Origin of the sequence: Methylobacterium sp. NMS14P (genome assembly GCF_028583545.1) — a bacterium.
In the GTDB taxonomy this organism is placed as follows: Bacteria; Pseudomonadota; Alphaproteobacteria; order Rhizobiales; family Beijerinckiaceae; genus Methylobacterium.
Genome location: NZ_CP087106.1, coordinates 4,250,041 through 4,266,970, shown reverse-complemented (window position 1 = coordinate 4,266,970; position 16,930 = coordinate 4,250,041). Strand labels below are relative to the sequence as shown.

General features: G+C 72.4%; 11 protein-coding genes and 1 tRNA gene. 3 read left to right on the top strand and 9 right to left on the bottom strand.

Annotated features, from left to right (window positions below):
* Window positions 1-83 precede the first annotated feature (83 nt).
* Window positions 84-2,222, top strand: a complete 2,139-nt coding sequence (locus LOK46_RS20200) for a molybdopterin-containing oxidoreductase family protein (RefSeq protein ID WP_273560150.1) — start codon at window positions 84-86, stop codon at window positions 2,220-2,222.
* Between the two features lie 63 nt (window positions 2,223-2,285).
* Here LOK46_RS20200 and LOK46_RS20195 read toward each other — a convergent pair whose 3' ends face one another.
* The 6 genes from LOK46_RS20195 to LOK46_RS20170 form a co-directional block, all read right to left on the bottom strand.
* A complete protein-coding gene (locus LOK46_RS20195) occupies window positions 2,286-5,465 on the bottom strand; it encodes an efflux RND transporter permease subunit (protein ID WP_273560148.1) in 3,180 nt (1,059 codons plus the stop codon).
* Window positions 5,462-6,943, bottom strand: coding sequence for an efflux RND transporter periplasmic adaptor subunit (locus LOK46_RS20190; RefSeq protein ID WP_273560146.1), 1,482 nt, complete (start codon window positions 6,941-6,943; stop codon window positions 5,462-5,464). The genes LOK46_RS20195 and LOK46_RS20190 overlap by 4 nt, the downstream gene beginning before the upstream one ends.
* Window positions 6,940-7,344, bottom strand: a complete 405-nt coding sequence (locus tag LOK46_RS20185; RefSeq protein ID WP_273560144.1) for a FixH family protein — start codon at window positions 7,342-7,344, stop codon at window positions 6,940-6,942. The genes LOK46_RS20190 and LOK46_RS20185 overlap by 4 nt, the downstream gene beginning before the upstream one ends.
* Window positions 7,345-7,424: 80 nt before the next feature.
* A complete protein-coding gene (locus LOK46_RS20180; RefSeq protein ID WP_273560141.1) occupies window positions 7,425-7,841 on the bottom strand; it encodes a hypothetical protein in 417 nt (138 codons plus the stop codon).
* Window positions 7,842-7,998: 157 nt separating this feature from the next.
* Entirely contained in the window at window positions 7,999-9,570 is a 1,572-nt protein-coding gene (locus LOK46_RS20175; protein ID WP_273560139.1) for a DEAD/DEAH box helicase, read from the bottom strand.
* A 268-nt stretch (window positions 9,571-9,838) separates the two neighbouring features.
* Window positions 9,839-11,782: an OPT family oligopeptide transporter gene (locus tag LOK46_RS20170; protein ID WP_273560137.1), complete on the bottom strand. Its 1,944-nt coding sequence runs from the start codon at window positions 11,780-11,782 to the stop codon at window positions 9,839-9,841.
* A gap of 322 nt (window positions 11,783-12,104) precedes the next feature.
* Here LOK46_RS20170 and LOK46_RS20165 point away from each other — a divergent pair, with 322 nt between their 5' ends.
* Complete coding sequence (locus LOK46_RS20165) at window positions 12,105-13,082, top strand: helix-turn-helix domain-containing protein (RefSeq protein WP_273560135.1); 978 nt, start codon at window positions 12,105-12,107, stop codon at window positions 13,080-13,082.
* A gap of 223 nt (window positions 13,083-13,305) precedes the next feature.
* Here LOK46_RS20165 and LOK46_RS20160 read toward each other — a convergent pair.
* Window positions 13,306-13,390, bottom strand: a tRNA-Leu gene (locus tag LOK46_RS20160).
* Window positions 13,391-13,508: 118 nt separating this feature from the next.
* Complete coding sequence (locus tag LOK46_RS20155; RefSeq protein WP_273560133.1) at window positions 13,509-13,814, bottom strand: FliM/FliN family flagellar motor switch protein; 306 nt, start codon at window positions 13,812-13,814, stop codon at window positions 13,509-13,511.
* 116 nt (window positions 13,815-13,930) lie between these two features.
* Between LOK46_RS20155 and lipB the strand changes: the two genes are divergently transcribed.
* Window positions 13,931-14,662: a lipoyl(octanoyl) transferase LipB gene (lipB, locus tag LOK46_RS20150; protein ID WP_273560131.1), complete on the top strand. Its 732-nt coding sequence runs from the start codon at window positions 13,931-13,933 to the stop codon at window positions 14,660-14,662.
* 34 nt (window positions 14,663-14,696) lie between these two features.
* Here the strand turns inward: lipB and LOK46_RS20145 are convergent, their stop codons facing one another.
* On the bottom strand, window positions 14,697-16,823 hold the full coding sequence (locus tag LOK46_RS20145; protein ID WP_273560130.1) for a carbohydrate porin: 2,127 nt from the start codon (window positions 16,821-16,823) through the stop codon (window positions 14,697-14,699).
* Between the last annotated feature and the right edge of the window lie 107 nt (window positions 16,824-16,930).

The window sequence follows — 16,930 nt, the reverse complement described above, 5'->3', positions numbered from 1 at the left end:
CTTCCTCTCGTTGTACGCTTCCCCGCCGAGAGCCGGGAAGCCTGAACAATAACGGGACGCCCGCGGCCGGTGAGGGAGAGAGCATGAACGAGATCGTCCAGCCCGAGGCCTACTCGGAGGTCTTCTACGGCGCCTGCCCGCACGATTGCCCCGACACCTGCTCGATGCTGTTCGAGGTGAAGGGCGGCGAGCTCCTGAGCGTGCGCGGCAACCCCGACCACCCGATGACGCGCGGCACCCTCTGCGTGAAGCTGAAGGATTACGAGAAGCGCCACTACCACCCGGACCGGCTCCTCTACCCGATGAAGCGGGTCGGCCCGAAGGGGTCGAAGCAGTTCGAGCGGATCACCTGGGACGAGGCGCTCGACACCATCGTCACCCGCTGGAAGGCGATCATCGACCAGTACGGGCCGCAGGCCATCGCGCCCTACAGCTACCTCGGCAACCAGGGCCTCGTGCACGGGCTGAACGGCGGCGACGCGTTCTTCAACCGCATGGGCGCCACCGTCACCGAGCGCACCTTCTGCGGCGAGGGTTCGTGCACCGCCTGGCTCCTCACCGTCGGGCCGACGGCCGGCCTGGATCCGGACAGCTACATCCACTCCAAGTACATCGTGATCTGGGCCTGCAACTCGGTCAGCACCAACCTGCACCATTGGGCGATCGTGAAGGACGCCCAGAAGCAGGGCGCCAAGGTCGTGGTGATCGACGCCTACGCGTCGCGCACCGCCAAGGCCGCCGACTGGCACATCGCGCCGAAGCCCGGCACCGACGGCGCGCTCGCCATGGCGCTGATCAACTCGATCATCGCGCAGGGCCTCGTCGATCAGGACTACGTCGACAACCACACCGTCGGCTTCGAGGAGCTGAAGGAGCGGGCCAGCACCCGCACGCCGGAATGGGCCGCGGAGATCACCGGCGTGCCGGCCGACGACATCCGCAAGCTCGCCTACGAGATGGCGACCGAGCAGCCGGTCGGCATCCGCATGGGCGTGGCGCTGGAGCGGCACTACGGCGGCGGCCAGACCATCCGGGCGGTGACCTGCATCCCGGCGCTCACCGGCGCGTGGCGCCACGTCGGCGGCGGCGTCACGCAGTTCGGTGTCTGGGAGCACCCGTACAAGTTCGACGTGATATGCCGGCCCGACCTGATCCCGGAGGGGACCCGGGTCGTCTCGAACCTGCAGATCGGCCGCGCGCTGACCGGCGAGATGCAGCTCGACCCGCCGATCATGTCGATGATGTGCTGGAACTCGAACCCGGTCACGCAGGCGCCCGAAACCGACAAGATCGTCGAGGGGCTGATGCGCGAGGACCTGTTCATGGTCTCGGCCGAGCACTTCATCTCGGACACGGCCTCCTACGCCGACATCCTGCTGCCCGCCACGATGGGCGCCGAGATGGAGGACATGATCCTGTCGTGGGGCCACCTCTACCTGACCTACAACACCAAGTGCGCCGAGGCGCCCGGCGAGGCGATCCCCAACAACGAGATCTTCCGGCAACTCGCCGCCCGGCTCGGCTTCGAGGAGGAGAACTTCAAGTGGAGCGATGCTGAGTGCCTTGAGCACTACGTCGACTGGTCATCGCCGGCCTGCGAGGGCATCGACCTCGCCTACATGCGCGAGCACGGCTTCGCCCGGCTGAAGGTGGGCACACCGGACGACCGGGCGCCGCACCGGGAGGGCAACTTCCCGACGCCGACCGGCAAGTGCATGCTCAAGGTCGAGGGCGCCACGAACTTCGTCGCCCCGCCGTTCCGGCAGATGTACGAGGGCTTCCAGCCCGGCGAGGCGCTCGACCCGCTGCCGGACTACCTGGGCCCGCGCGAGTCCCACACGAACGACCCGGAGCTGGCCAAGCGCTACCCGCTCAACATCGTCTCGCCCAAGAGCCACTACTTCCTGAACTCCTGCTACGCCAACATGGAGGACAAGCAGAAGGGCCAGGGCGAGCAGTTCGTGCTGATCAGCCAGGCCGATGCCGATTCCCGCGGGATTCGGGAGGGCGACCGGGTGAAGGTCGGCAACGACCGCGGCGCCTTCAAGGGCGTGGCGCGGATCACCGACGACGTGAAGGCCGGGATCGTGGTGGCGACGCTGGGCTACTGGCGCCAGCTCAACGAGGGCACGGTCAACAGCATCTCGTCCGGTGCCTTCACCGACATGGGCCACGCGCCCTCGTTCTCCGACAACCTCGTCGAGGTGTCGCGGGCGAACTGAGCGGCTCGCGCGCGGCGACCCTCTCCTGGTCGCCGCGCCGCACTCGCACGGACGGTCGAGGCGTCATCCGGCGGCGGTGTCGGCGCTCCGCCGCCGGCGGGGCCGCGGCGCCGGCCGGATTTCCCCTCCGACCGCCGGCAGGCCCCGGCCCTTCACCAGGGCGTAGACCGCCGGGATGACGATCAGGGTCAGGAGGGTCGAGGAGACCATCCCGCCGATCATCGGTACCGCGATGCGCTGCATTACCTCCGAGCCGGCGCCCCGGCTCCAGAGGATCGGCAGCAGCCCTGCCATGATGGCCACGACCGTCATCATCTTGGGCCGTACCCGCTCGACCGCGCCGACCATGATGGCCGCCCGCAGATCCGCGCGGGTCAGGGGCCGCCCCGCCCGGTCGCAGGCGGCGCGCACCGCGTCGAGGGCGTGGTCGAGGTAGACCAGCATGATCACTCCGGTCTCGGCGGCGACGCCGGCCAGCGCGATGAAGCCCACCGCCACCGCCACCGACAGGTTGAAGCCCATCCACCAGAGCAGCCAGACCCCGCCGACCAGCGCGAAGGGCAGGGACAGCATGACGATGAGCGTCTCGGTGAGCCGCCGGAAGTTCAGGTAGAGGAGCAGGAACACGAGGAGCAGCGTCAGCGGGACGACGATCGCGAGGCGCGCCTCGGCCCGGGCCAGGGATTCGTACTGCCCGCTCCACTGGAGGGTGGTGCCGGCCGGCAGCGTCACCGCGTCGGCCACCGCCTGCCGCGCCGCCGCGACGTAGCCGCCGAGGTCCCGGCCGGCGATGTCGACGTAGATGTAGACCGCGAGCTGGCCGTTCTCGGTGCGGATCGCCGTCGGCCCGCGGGTGAGCGCCACGGCCGCGACCTCGCGCAGGGGCACGGTCCCGCCCGCCGGCAGCGGCACCTGCACCGTGTCGGCGATGGCGGCCGGGTCCGAGCGGAAGGCCCGCGGGTAGCGGACGTTGACGGTGTAGCGCTCGCGGCCCTCGACGGTCTCGGTGACGCTCTGGCCGCCCAGCGCGGTGGCGATCACGTCCTGGACGTCCCCGACCCTGAGGCCGTAGCGCCCGAGCGCCTCCCGGTCCGGGGTGATGTCGAGGAAGTAGCCGCCGATCACCCGCTCGGCGTAGGCGCTCGACGTGCCCGAAACGGTCCGGAGCGCCGCCTCGACCTGCCGGGCCGCCGCCTCCATCGCCGTGAGGTCGGTGCCCAGCACCTTCACGCCCACCGGCGTGCGGATGCCGGTCGCCAGCATGTCGATGCGGGCGCGGATCGGCTGCGTCCAGGCATTCGACACGCCCGGGAATTGCAGCGCCGCGTCCATCTCGGCCCTGAGGCCGGCGAGCGTGACCCCCGGCCGCCACTCCGCCCTCGGCTTCAGGGCGATCACGGTCTCGAACATCTCCATCGGCGCCGGGTCGGTCACCGTGGCCGCCCGGCCGGCCTTGCCGTAGACGGAGGCCACCTCCGGGAAGCTCCTGATGATCCGGTCCTGGGTGGCGAGCAGCTCGCCGGCCTTCGTCACCGAGATCCCCGGCAGGGTCGTGGGCATGTAGAGCAGGGTGCCCTCGTCGAGGTCCGGCATGAACTCCGAGCCGAGCTGCCGGGCCGGCCACGCGGTCGCCGCCAGGAGGCCGGCGGCGAGCACGATCGTCGGCACCCGGGCCCGCAGCACGGCGGCGATCACCGGCCGGTAGGCGCCGACGAGGAGCCGGTTCAGCGGGTTGCGGTGCTCGGGGACGATCCGCCCGCGCACGCACAGCACCATCAGGGCCGGAACCAGCGTCACCGACAGCAGCGCGGCCGCCGCCATCGCGAAGGTCTTGGTGTAGGCGAGCGGGCCGAACAGGCGGCCCTCCTGGCTCTCCAGGGTGAAGATCGGCAGGAAGCTGACCGTGATCACCAGGAGCGAGAAGAACAGGGACGGCCCGACCTCGGCGGCCGCCGCGACCAGGATCGCGACCCGGTCGCTGCCGGGGGGCGCCCGCTCCAGGTGCTTGTGGGCGTTCTCGATCATCACGATGGCGGCGTCGATCATGGCGCCGACCGCGATGGCGATGCCGCCGAGGCTCATGATGTTGGCGCCGAGCCCCAGGGCCTTCATGCCCGCCAGCGCCATCAGGATTCCCACCGGCAGCATCAGGACGGCGACGAGGGCGCTGCGCACGTGCAGCAGGAACACCGCGCAGACCAGGGAGACGACGAGGCTCTCCTCGACCAGGGTGTGCCGGAGGGTGTCGATCGCGGCCTCGATCAGCCGGGAGCGGTCGTAGACCGGCAGGATCTCGGTGCCGGCCGGCAGGCTCCGGGCGATCTCCGCGAGCTTCGCCTTCACGCCCTCGATGACCGACAGGGCGTCGGCGCCGAAGCGCTGGATCACGATGCCGCCGGCGACCTCGCCGTCGCCGTTCATCTCGGTGATGCCCCGCCGCTCGTCGGGTCCGAGCTCGACCCGGGCCACGTCCCGCACCCGCAGCGGCGTGCCCCCCGCGGTCTTCAGGACGATGGCCTCGATGTCGGCGGTGCCGCGCAGGTAGCCGCGGCCCCGCACCATGAACTCGAACTCGGAGAGCTCGACCGTGCGGCCGCCGACATCGGCGTTGCTCGACCGGATCGCGTCCCGGAGCGCCGCGAGGGTGACGCCCTGGGCGCGCAGCCGGTTCGGGTCGACCACCACGTTGTACTGCTTCACGAAGCCGCCGACGCCCGCGACCTCCGCCACGCCCTCGGCCCGCGAGGCCGCGAAGCGGATCACCCAGTCCTGCAGGGAGCGGAGTTCCGCCAGCGTCCGCTCCCGCGCCACCACGACGTACTGGTAGACCCAGCCGACGCCGGTGGCGTCGGGGCCCAGCGTCGGCGTCACGCCGGGCGGCAGGCGGCGCGCCGCGCCGCTGAGGTATTCCAGCACCCGCGAGCGGCCCCAGTAGGGGTCGGTGCCGTCCTCGAAGATGACGTAGACGAAGGAGACGCCGAAGAACGAGAAGCCCCGCACCACCTTGGCCCGCGGCACCGTCAGCATGGCGGTGGTGAGCGGGTAGGTGACCTGATCCTCGACCACCTGCGGCGCCTGGCCGGGATACTCGGTGTAGACGATGGCCTGCACGTCCGAGAGGTCGGGGATGGCGTCCAGCGGCAGCGTCCGGAGCGCCACGAGGCCGGCGCCGACCGACAGCGCGGTCCCGACCAGCACCAGGACCAGGTTGCGGGCCGACCAGGCGATGAGGCGGGCGATCACGGCGCGTCTCCCGCACGGGCCGCCTGCCGGTCGTCCCGCGGCGGGGCGAGGCCCTGGAGCGCCGCCTTCAGGTTGCTCTCGGCGTCGATCAGGAAGTTCGCCGCCGTGACGACCCGGTCGCCGGCCGCGAGGCCGGCGCGGATCTCGGTGAAGCCGTCGCCCCGCGCGCCGAGCGTCACGGCCCGCGGCTCGAAGCGGCCCTCGCCGCGCTCGATCAGCACGATCTGGCGCGTGCCGGTGTCGAGGACGGCGTCGTCCGGGACCGCGACCACCGGCACGGCGCTCCCCGTGTCGATCGCGACGTCGGCGTACATGTCGGGCAGGAGCGCGCCGTCCGGGTTCGCCAGCTCGATCCGGACCCGGGTGGCGCGGGTCTCGGGATTCACCTGCGGGTAGATCACCGCCACCCTGCCGGCGACGGTCCGGCCCGGCGCCGAGCGCGGGCGCACGGTCGCACCCTGGCCGACGCGGATCCCCGCGAGGTCGCGCTCGGGCACGTCGGCCAGCACCCACAGCACCGCGATGTCGGCGATCCGGAACAGGGCGTCGCCGGCCGCCGCCCTCATGCCCTCCACGGCGTTGCGCTGCAGGACGACACCGTCCCGGGGCGAGGACCACGTGATGGCCATCGGCACCGTGCGGGTGCGCTCCATCGCGTCGATGACGGCCTCGGAGACGTTGAGGTTCTGCAGGCGCCGGCGCGCCCCGTCGAAGCCGGGATTGGCGATGAGCTGGGCCGCGGCCGCGTTGATCTCCGGCGCGTAGATGTGGACCAGGGGCTGACCGCGGCGGACCCGGTCCCCGGTCGTGACGCTCTCGACCCGGTCGACATAGGCGTCGGAGCGGGTCGCCACGACGGTGACGCGGCGCTCGTCGAGGGCCAGCGTGCCGGGCACGCGCACCGGCTGCGCCACCACCCGCCGCTCCGCGGTCGCGGTCCGCACGCCGGTGCGCTGGATCCGGCCGGCCGGGACCGTCACGACCGGGCCGCCCGCCTCCGCGTCGGCGTAGACGGGGACGTAGTCCATCCCCATCGAGTCCTTCTTCGGCACCGGCGACGTGTCCGACAGGCCCATCGGGTTGCGGTAGTAGAGGACAGCGCGCGCGCCCGAGTCGGACCGAGGGCCCGCGGCCTCCGCGCCGGCCGCGTCGGGGCCGGGGGCGTCGTCCGGGAGATCGAAGCGGACGTCCTCGCTGGCGCGCACCGCCCGGAACGCGCGCCCGTCCGCGGTCATCATCGGCGCGAGCGCGTAGACCGGCTTCCCGTCCGGGTCCCGGTAGTAGACCACCGGGCCGGTCGCCGCGGTCGCCGTCGCCGGGACGGGAGGGGCCGGCCCGCTCGGCCGCCAGGCGGCGAATTGCGTCCGGGCGGCCGCGACCAGCGCCGGCACGGGGTCGCCCCCGCGCCCCGCGCCGTAGCCGATTCCCCCCGCCGCGAGCGCGGCGAGGGTCCCGGCGAACCAGGCGGTGCGGCTCACTTGGCAGCCTGGACGATCAGCTGGTCGTCGACCGTGCCGGTCTCACCCTGGACCTTCGCGGCGAGCGACAGGCGCCAGCGGCCCTGCATCGAGAGCCTGGCCTTGAACCGGTAGATCCCGGGCTCGGTGGACGGCAGCTGCTCGACCTTGGTGGCCATCTCCTCCATGGCGTCGGGCGCCATGTCGAGGCGCTTGGCGAAGACCACGGCGTCGGGCACCGGCTTGCCGGTGCGCCGGTCGACGAGCCGGACGGCGAGGACCGTCTCGCCCACCTTGGTCTCCGGCTGCACGAGCTCGAAGCGGTAATCCTTGACGTCGGCGCGCGCCGACAGGGCCGGAGCCGACAGGGCGGCAGCGAGCAGCGCGGCCGCGGCGGCGCGCGCGAGGGGAAGCTTGATCACGGGGGTCGTCTCCTGAACGCGATGGAAGGTGCGCGCGGACGCGCGTCACCGTGCCGGCGCGCGCGCCGGCGGCATCGGGTTCAGGCTCGGGGAGGCTCGGGCAGCGGGGCTCCCGGCCGGCTGGCGAAGGCCGCGCCCTCGGGCCAGCGGGTGCTCAGACCGCGCGCCGTCGGCACGGGGAGGGTGATCGCGGCCGGGAGGAGCGAGGCCATGCCCGCCAGGCAGAGCGCCATCAGCGGGCAGCCCTTGGCACAGTCGGGCTTGGCCGGCTTCGGGCAGCACGGCATGGCGTCCATGTCCGCCATCATGCCGGTGTCGCCGGATTCGGTGGCCGTCTCCGGTGCGGCGGCGTGGTGATGGTCCCTATGGTCGTGGGCCGGCGCGGCCATCGGCGCGTGCGGGCCCGCGATGGCCGCGGGCGCGGTCACCGGCGTCAGGGCGAGGCTGATCACCGCGAGGAGCGGCAACAGGCGCCGGAGGGCCGACCAGAGGTGCACGGGAGCAGGATGCCAAATTCCGGGGGCGAGCGGAAGGGCCAGCCGACCGGGTTCGATCGCGCGGGAGCGCCGCGCCCGGTTGGGGCCGCCGATCCCCCGCGCTGTCCGGAGACGAAGCCGCCCGGGACGGATCCGTCCCGGGCGGCTCGATCTTCACTCAGGAGCGGGGCGCCCGCTCCAGCCAGCCGATGCTGCGACCCTCGCCGCCACCGCCACCGCCGCCGCCGCTGCGCGGACGGGCATCGGCGCGCTGGGGACGGCCGTCGCGGTTCGGACGGCCCTGGTTCGGGCGCTCGCCCTGCGGGCGGGCCGGCCGGTCCGCGCGGGCGTCGCGGCCCTGCGGGGCGTGGCCGCGATTGTCGCCGCGGGTGTCGCCGCGCGCGTCGACGCGGCCGTCCTGGGGCCGGCCCTGCCGGGGCGCGCCCTGGCCGGGACCGCCGAAGCCGCGGCCGCCCTCGGGCCGGCCCTGCTGGGGACGGCCCTGCTGCTGCCGGGGACGCTGGCCCTGGCGGCCGCCGCCGGGGCGCTGCTGCTGACGCTCGGGCCGGCGCTCCTCCTCGCGGGCGATCTCGGCCGCCTCCTGGCGGGACGGCGGGGTGAAGCCCTCGGGGAAGCCGGCCACCGGCACCTTCTGGCGCGTGATGCGCTCGATGTCGCGCAGGTAGGCCTTCTCCTCGTCGTTGCAGAACGAGATGGCGAGCCCGTCGGCGCCGGCGCGCGCGGTGCGGCCGATCCGGTGGACGTAGCTCTCCGGCACGTTCGGCAGGTCGAAGTTGATGACGTGGCTCACGCCCTCGACGTCGATGCCGCGGGCCGCGATGTCGGTGGCGACCAGCACCCGGCAGTCGCCGTCGCGGAAGGCCTGGAGCGCCCGCTCGCGCTGAGGCTGGCTCTTGTTGCCGTGGATCGCGGCGGCCGCGATGCCGACCTTGTCGAGCCCGCGCACGACCCGGTCCGCCCCGTGCTTGGTGCGGGTGAAGACGAGCACGCGCTCGATCGCCGGATCGCGCAGGATGTGGCCGAGCAGCGCCTGCTTGGCGCCGGTGTGGACGAAGATCACCTCCTGCTCGACCCGCTCGGCCGTGGTGGCGACCGGCGTCACCGCGACCTGGACCGGATCGGTGAGGTACTGCGCCGCGAGGCCCGCGATGTTCTTCGGCATGGTGGCCGAGAAGAACAGGCTCTGGCGCTTCTGCGGCAGCATCTTCACGATGCGCTTGAGGGCGTGGATGAAGCCGAGGTCGAGCATCTGGTCGGCCTCGTCGAGGACGAGGATCTCGACGCCCTCCAGGGTCAGCGAGCGGCGCTCGATCAGGTCGATCAGCCGGCCGGGGGTGGCGACGAGGATGTCGACGCCCGGCGCCAGGGCGCGCTCCTGCCGGCTGATGGTGACGCCGCCGAACACCACCGTGTTGGTGAAGGACAGGTGACGGCCGTAATCGGAGAACGATTCGGCGATCTGGTTGGCGAGCTCGCGGGTCGGCGAGAGCACCAGCACGCGGCAGCCGCGGCGCGGGGCGCGGCGGTCCGAGAGCGAGAGGCGGTGCAGGATCGGCAGCGCGAAGGCCGCGGTCTTGCCGGTGCCGGTCTGGGCGATGCCGCAGAGGTCGCGGCCCGTCATCGCCGGCGGGATCGCCTGGGCCTGGATCGGGGTCGGCGCGACGTAGCCGGCCTCGCTGAGCGCCCGCAGCACGGGCTGGGCGAGGCCGAAATCGGTGAATTGGGTCAAGGATGTATCCGATGCAGCAGGTCCGGCCGGGCGCCTCGCGTCTTGCGCGAGCGGTGCCGTAATGGGGCCGGTCCGTTGGCAGGGGGCAGCCCGCGTGATGGGGCGGCCCGGGTGCATGCACGTTATGAAGAGGGGGGCCGGATCACGCCGGGTGGCGCCCGATCCGTCACGCAGCCCCCTCAAGCGGGCCATGACGGCCGCTGACGCTGCGCCGCCGATATGCGTGTGTGCGGCTGCGAAGTCAATGCAGGGCCGGGTTGCGGCCCGGTCAGGCCGAGCGCCGCGCGGTCCGGTACAGCGCCGCCGTCGCGCCGGCGAACAGCGCGAGGCCGGCGATCAGCGCGAGGCCCTGCGCCTCCGAACCGAGCAGCGCCAGGGGGGCGTCGCTGCCCGACAGGTAGACGATCAGCGCGAAGGCGACGCCCCAGAGGCTCTCGCCGACGATCAGGCCGGTCGCCGTGAGGGTGCCCATGCGCAGGGCCCGCTCCGGATCGGGCCGGCCCCGGGCCCAGCGGTCGTAGAGCGTGCCGATCGCGGCGCCCGCCACCAGCGGCAGGACCAGCTTCATCGGCAGGTAGATCCCGAGGGCGACGGCGAGCGGCGGCAGGCGCAGGCGGTTCAGGCGGCCGAGAGCCGCGTCCAGGCCGACGAGGCCGAGGCCGGCGACGGCGCCCCAGGTCAGCATCCGCCAGTTGGCGTCGCCGGTCAGGACGCCCCGGGCCAGCGCCGAGATCAGCCCGGCCTGCGGCGCCGCGAGGGCGTTCGGGCCCGCCCCGGGCGCGCCCGCGAAGCCGAAGCTGGCCCCGAGGAGGTTCAGCACCGGCGGGATGATGACGGAGCCGAAGGCCACGCCGATGACCAGGGCGACCTGCTGCTTCCAGGGCGTCGCGCCGACGAGCTGCCCGGTCTTGAGATCCTGCAGGTTGTCGTTCGCGATGGTGGCGACGCCGAACACGATTCCCGTGACCGCCAGCGCGTAGGCGACCAGCGCCCGGGTGCCCTTCGGATCGGTCCCGCGGCCGAACAGGCCGAGAAGGAGGGCGGCGCTCGCCAGGACGGCCAGGATGCCGACGCCCGACAGGGGGGAGTTCGAGGCGCCTATCAGCCCGGCCATGTAGCCGGTCACGGCGGCCACGCAGAGACCGATCACCAGGATGAACAGCAGGGCGCCGGCGATCAGCGGCACGGCCTCGCCTTCCAGCGGCGTCCCGGCCAGCACGGTCCACAGGAGCCAGCCGATCGGCGCGAGCAGGGCCAGCGAGACCAGCACCACCGCGGCGACCGGCAGGTCGCGCTCCTCGACGGCGAGCGCCGCGCCGGCGCCGCGGGCGCGCCCGGCGGCCAGCGCCGAGCGGATGCCGCCGAGCACCGGACCGGCGATCCGGACCAGGGTCCAGACCGCCGCGACCCCCATCACGCCGGCGCCGAAGAAGCGCACGTCCTGGCGGAACGCCGTGCCGACCCACGCCTCCAGGTCGGCGCCCGGCATCGGCTGCGCGGCGGTCAGCAGCGGGATGAGGACGCCCCAGGCGATCGCCAGCCCCAGGGCCATCGCGGCCCCGACCGAGGGCCCGACGAGGTGACCGACGCCGATCAGCGCGAAGGACAGGTTGCCGGCGATCCCTGTGGCGCCGGCGCCCACCCGGAACCACGTGCCGGCGCTGTCGAGGACCAGCCGGGTCTGCGCCAGCGCCGCGAAGGCCGCCGAGACGAGGCCGTTCCACGCGAGGATCCGCAGGCCGCGGGCGCTGTCGGCTTCCCCGGCACGGCTGCCGGAGCCCACCGTTAGCACCTCGGCGGCGGCCCGACCCTCGGGAAAGGGCAGGTCGGCCTCGACCACGAGGGCGCGGCGCAGGGGCACGGAGAACATCACGCCGAGGATCCCGCCCGTCGCGGTGATGCCCGCGGTGGTGAGCCACGGGAAGCCCTGCCACCAGCCGATCATGACCAGACCGGGCAGCACGAAGATGATCGCCGACAGGGTGCCGGCCGCCGAGGCGACGGTCTGGACGATGTTGTTCTCCAGGACCGTGGCGCCGGGCAGGCGGCGCAGGATCGCCATGGAGATGACGGCGGCGGGAATCGAGGTGGCGAAGGTCAGGCCGACCTTGAGACCGAGGTAGACGTTGGCGGCGGTGAAGATCAGCGTGATCGCGCCGCCCAGCACGATGCCGCGCAGCGTCAGTTCGGCGGGCTGGGGGACGCTGGACATCTGGACCGAACGCGGCTGCGGGACCGGACCAGTCTAGGAATGGGACCGGGAAAAGGACAGCCGCCGCGCCGACGACCAGCCGTCGGTCTCCGAGGCCGCGCGGCCGACAAAGCCGCGTCCCCGCTCGATGCGGCCGGATCGAGCCCATGTCGGTGCGGTGACTGATGATCGCCCGTGCTCTGGCCGGCGAGCCATAATTGTTTCAGGATTGACTGTATTGATGGCTAACTCGATCGCGGAGTGTGTGGAATGATACTTAGCGATCGACCTTGAATGATCTCTGCGCGGCCGTCCGATACGGCAGCGCCTCCAGATGTTGTCCATGCAGACAGTCTTTTCGACGGAGGGACTCCACCCTCGGAGCGGGTTCAAGCTGTGGCGGGACCTCCTGGGCGAGCGGCTCGTGCCGATCGAGGTCGAGCGCCTCGACGACGGACCGTTCCGGGGTAGGCTCGACGTCGCCGAGATCGGCGCGCTGCACGTCTCCCGCCTGACGCAGAGCGCGTTGCGGTGCGAGACGACGCCCCGCGCGGCCCGGCGCCACGACAGGGCCGGGATGGTCGTGGTGCTGTTCAAGCTCGCGGGCCTGTCGACGAGCCTGCAGGACGGCCGGGAGGCGGTGCAGCGGCCCGGCGACATGGTCGTGCTAGACCACCGCCCCTCCGTGCTGACGACCCACAGGGACAGCCAAGCCCTGTTCCTGGAGCTGCCGCGGGAGCGCCTGGAGGGCGTGCTCGGCTCGACACGGCTCTACACCGGCCTGTCGGTCGGGGCGGAGCTCGCCTCGGCCACGCTGGCGACCGGCTTCATCCACGAGCTGATCCGGGTGCGCCACCGGCTCGCGCCCGACGCCGCCGAGCGCATGTCGGCGATCGGGGTCGACCTGATCGTGGCGAGCCTCGCCGAGCGCCTCGCGCAGGATGTGCCCCGGCCCGTCCACGGCAGCGTCGTCGTTCAGCGCGCCAAGGCATATGTCGAGGCCCATCTGGGCGACCCGGGCCTCGACCCGCCGCAGCTCGCGGCCGTCATGGGCGTCTCGCTGCGCCGCCTCCAGGAGCTGTTCCACGAGCGCGGCCAGCACATCTCAGACTGGATCTGGGAGCGCCGGCTGGCGGCGGCGGCCAAGCGCCTGGCCGACCCGGCCTGCCTGCAGCTGTCGATCGGGATGCTCGCCTATGGCTGCGGCTTCACCAGCCAGGCGCACTTCTCCCGCCGGTTCAAGGACCGCCACGGCCTCACTCCGCGCGAGTACAGGGATGCGGCCGCGCTGCGGGCCTCCGACGCTCCGTCGGCTCCCTGACCGCGACGGTGGACGGCCTCGGCCGATCCTGCCCCGCACCGGCGCGCGAGCGCCGGCCTCGCGGATCCTCCGATCCGGCGCAGACGCAGGTGCCTCCAGGCGATGGGGACCTCGGTCCCGACCCCGCGGATCAGTTCAGATGATGGTGTGTCGTGATCGGCGGCGCACCGCCCTGTCTTGCACCACATCAGGGCTGCCGCAGATCCGGGCAACCGAAACAATGTGGTGCGGCCAAGAGGACTCGAACCTCCACCCCTCGCGGGACTAGCACCTCAAGCTAGCGCGTCTACCAATTCCGCCATGGCCGCATCGGACGCGAAGACCGGTCCGCTTGCTCGACCGTCGCGCCCCGCGGGAGAACCCGGGGCCGCTTTCGTGTCGCGCGGCGCAGCGGATAACAGATCGTCCGGCCGCCGACAAGCGCACTCACGGGGAATCGTAGCCGCCCTCCAAGAATGGTGCCGCCCCGTCGCCGATCATGACGCCCGGCTCGACGATCGAGGCCGCCTTGCGGATCAGCTCGGTCACCTCCACGGAGATGCGGTCGCCCGTCACCACGATCTGCCCGCGGGCGATCGGGTGGTCGTTGGCCAGGATCTCGACCATGTCGCTGTCGCTGGCTTCGAGCTCGATCACGGCGCCGCGGCCCATGCGCAGCAGCATGTGGAGCGGCATGCGGGCGCGGCCCAGCACCACCGTCAGATCGACCTTCAGGGTCTCGAAGACCGCCACCGCCCGCCATCCCGTCTCGCCGCCGGTCCGGTTCGGGCAAGCCCTCGCAGCAGGCCCTTGCAACCGCCGGCAGCGGGTGTTGAAGGCTTCGACCATCGACGCAGGATGGTGAACTCTTGGTAAACGCGCCCCGCCTCACGGTCAGCCCGCACGCTTTCCCGAAGCGGCCCGGCACCGATCCGGTCGCCGGCCCGGTGGGCTGGCGCGTGAGCGACGCGCCGGTGGAGTACGCGGCCGCCCTCGCCTGGATGGAGGCGCGCGCGGAGGCGATCGCCCGCGGCGCGGCGCCCGAATGCGTCTGGCTGCTGGAGCACCCGCCGCTCTACACCGCGGGCACGTCGGCCCGGCCCGAGGATCTCGTCGCGCCGGACCGCTTCCCGGTCCACGCGACGGGGCGGGGTGGGCAGTACACCTATCACGGTCCCGGCCAGCGGGTGGCCTACGTGATGCTCGACCTCGACCGGCGCAGCCGCGACCTGCGCGCCTACGTGGCGAGCCTGGAGGCGTGGCTGATCGAGACGCTGGCCGCCTTCAACGTCCGCGCCGAGCGCCGCGAGGACCGGGTCGGCGTCTGGGTGCGCCGACCCGAGAAGGGGCCCGGCGTCGAGGACAAGATCGCGGCGATCGGCATCCGGGTGCGCCGCTGGGTCAGCTTCCACGGCATCAGCCTGAACGTGGAGCCCGATCTCGCGCATTTCGACGGGATCGTGCCGTGCGGCGTCCGGGAGCACGGCGTGACCAGCCTCGTCCACCTCGGCCTGCCGGTGAGCATGGCCGAGGTCGACATGCAGCTCCGCGCCGCCTTCGAGGATATCTTCGGGGCGACCGCGATCGAGGCGGCGGACTGATCGGGCGCGCCGCCGACGCCTCCGGCCGCGCCGATCAGAAATCCGCGTGCAGCCGCGAGGCGAAGAAGTGCGCGGGCCCGCGGTCGCGGTTGTATCCGGGATTGTCGATGAACTGGTAGTCGAAGGTCAGGGTGACGAACTTCGTGAGGTTCAGGGCGTAGTAGGTCTCCAGCGCGCGCTCGGTGCCGTAGTTGAGGCGACCGTCGCCGACCAGCAGGCCGAGATAGCCGGCCGCGAAGGCGGCCCGGTGCGAGGGCGACAGCCCGTTCATGGCGGCACCGATGCCGACCGTGTCGTCGGGCCGGTCCCAGGCCTTGCCCTTCAGCGACAGGCCCCCGGAGAAGCTCTGGTCGATGTCGGTGAAGGAGATGTTCTCGGTGCGCCCGTCGTTCAGGCTCGCCCGGGCGAACAGCCCCAGCTCGGGCGTCAGCGCCTGCTCCAGGTTGATGTAGCCGCCGGTCTTGCGGCGGGGGCGCCGGGTCGCCGCGACGGCGTCGTTGATGTCGTCGAACAGGCCGAGCTGCGTCAGGGTGACCACGTCGCGGTTGTTGGCCGAGACGCCGACATTCGAGAACAGCCCGATGCGGATCTTGCCGGGCTGCTCCAGCCACGGGAGGACGTGGCGCTCCTCGAACTCGACGTTCAGCCCGGCGCGCCGGAACACCCGCGGGTCGAGCACGTCGCTCGACGGCTCCTTGGGCACCTGCGTGTAGGCGGCGCGGATCGCGAATTCCGGGCGGTTGTACTCGGCGTAGACGCCCTGCGTGAAGCCCGGGAGATTGGCCGGGAAGTCCCAGGCCGACGAGCCCCAGAGCGACCAGTTGAAGAAGTCCACGCGCGGGTCGTGCGCGTAGATGTTGCCGTCGAAGAAGTCGCCCAGCGCGAACTTGCCGGCGATCAGCGTGATCCGCTCGGCGTCGTAGCGGGTGGCCACCTGGTTCGGGCCGTCCGGCACCTCCACGGTCTCGCCGCCCAGCCCGAAGGTCTGCTTCACGTAGTAGCGGTTCGAGCGCAGCTTCGGGAACGGGGCGCCGGCCTTCTGCGCCTCGCCGTTGACGAAGCCGGCGACGCCCAGCGTCCGCGACAGGCCGAAGCCCTGGCTGAACTCGGGATTGTAGTAGACCTCGGTGCTGTCGGTGAGCTTGAGGCCGAGGAAGATCGTGGCCGTGGTGGTCTGCCGGGCCTGATGGGGGATCAGGCTCTGCGCGCCCTCGTAGGGCGAGCGGAAGCCGGGCACGCCCTGCGCGATCAGCGTCGTCTGACCGTGCAGCGAGAAGCGGCCGGTGTCGCCGTTGTCGGGATCGTGCGGGGCGGTCTCGTCCGGGTCCGGCGGGACCTTCAGCCTGTCCGGGAACCACATCAGCCGCGCGAACAGCTCGTTGGACGTGAAGCGCGCCCGGGTCGTGACCGGCCCGCCCGCGTCGCCCGGCACCGCGCCCAGCGGGAAGCTGCGGCTGCCGCCGAGATCGATGTAGCGGTAGTCGATGCCCAGGGCGAGGCTGTCGCTGATGGCGTACTGCACGCCCGCGCCGAGGGTGAAGCCGACGTAGCCCAGGTCCCGCCGCGCCGTCGTCTGCCCACCCGCGTCGAGGTCCGGATAGTTCGCCAGGATGCGGGCGTTCGCCCCCGCGAGACCGAAGGTGCCGTAGATCAGGTAGCGGTCGAAGCTGTAGCCGAGCCGGGCCCGGAGGGTGCCGTAGAGATCCGTCTTGGCGCGAACGATGTTGAAGGCCGGCGTCACGTCCGCGTAGCCGAAGCCCGCGACGGTCGAGGGGACCGGCCGCTTCAGGTTCGCCGCGTCGAGGCTCGCCTCCAGGCCGTAGACCCACGGCCCGGCCTGCCAGTTCCAGCCGCCGAACAGGCCGCCCACGGCCGTCGTGGCGTTCCTTCCCTGATCGCTGCGGCCGGTGGAATCGCCGCTCTTGAAGGCCGGAACCGGGCGGCCGCCGATCGTCGTCGGCCCGAAATTGTAGGCCCCGTAGGACCCGCCGGCGCTGCCCTCGAGGCCGACATAGCCACCCGCCCAGTCGGTGTAGGCGGGCGCCTCGGCGGCGGGTCGCGGGGCGGACAGGTCGGCCGCCCGCGCGGCGACGGGCGCGAGGAGCGGCGCGGTCAGGACGAGCGCTGCGGTGCGGACCAGGGGCACGGAACGGGTTCTCATCCGACTCACAGAAAAGTATAGCACTTGCTAAAACGGGATCCGGTGTCGCGCAAGCCGCACCGCGCCGTCCAGTCACAGGTCGTCGCGCAGATCATGGCCGTTCCGCC

Coding starts and splice junctions, on each gene's coding strand:
- LOK46_RS20200 (WP_273560150.1), top strand. CDS start 84: ATGAACGAGATCGTCCAGCCCGAGGCCTACTCGGAGGTCTTCTACGGC.
- LOK46_RS20170 (WP_273560137.1), bottom strand. CDS start 11,782: ATGTCCAGCGTCCCCCAGCCCGCCGAACTGACGCTGCGCGGCATCGTG.
- LOK46_RS20165 (WP_273560135.1), top strand. CDS start 12,105: ATGCAGACAGTCTTTTCGACGGAGGGACTCCACCCTCGGAGCGGGTTC.
- LOK46_RS20145 (WP_273560130.1), bottom strand. CDS start 16,823: ATGAGAACCCGTTCCGTGCCCCTGGTCCGCACCGCAGCGCTCGTCCTG.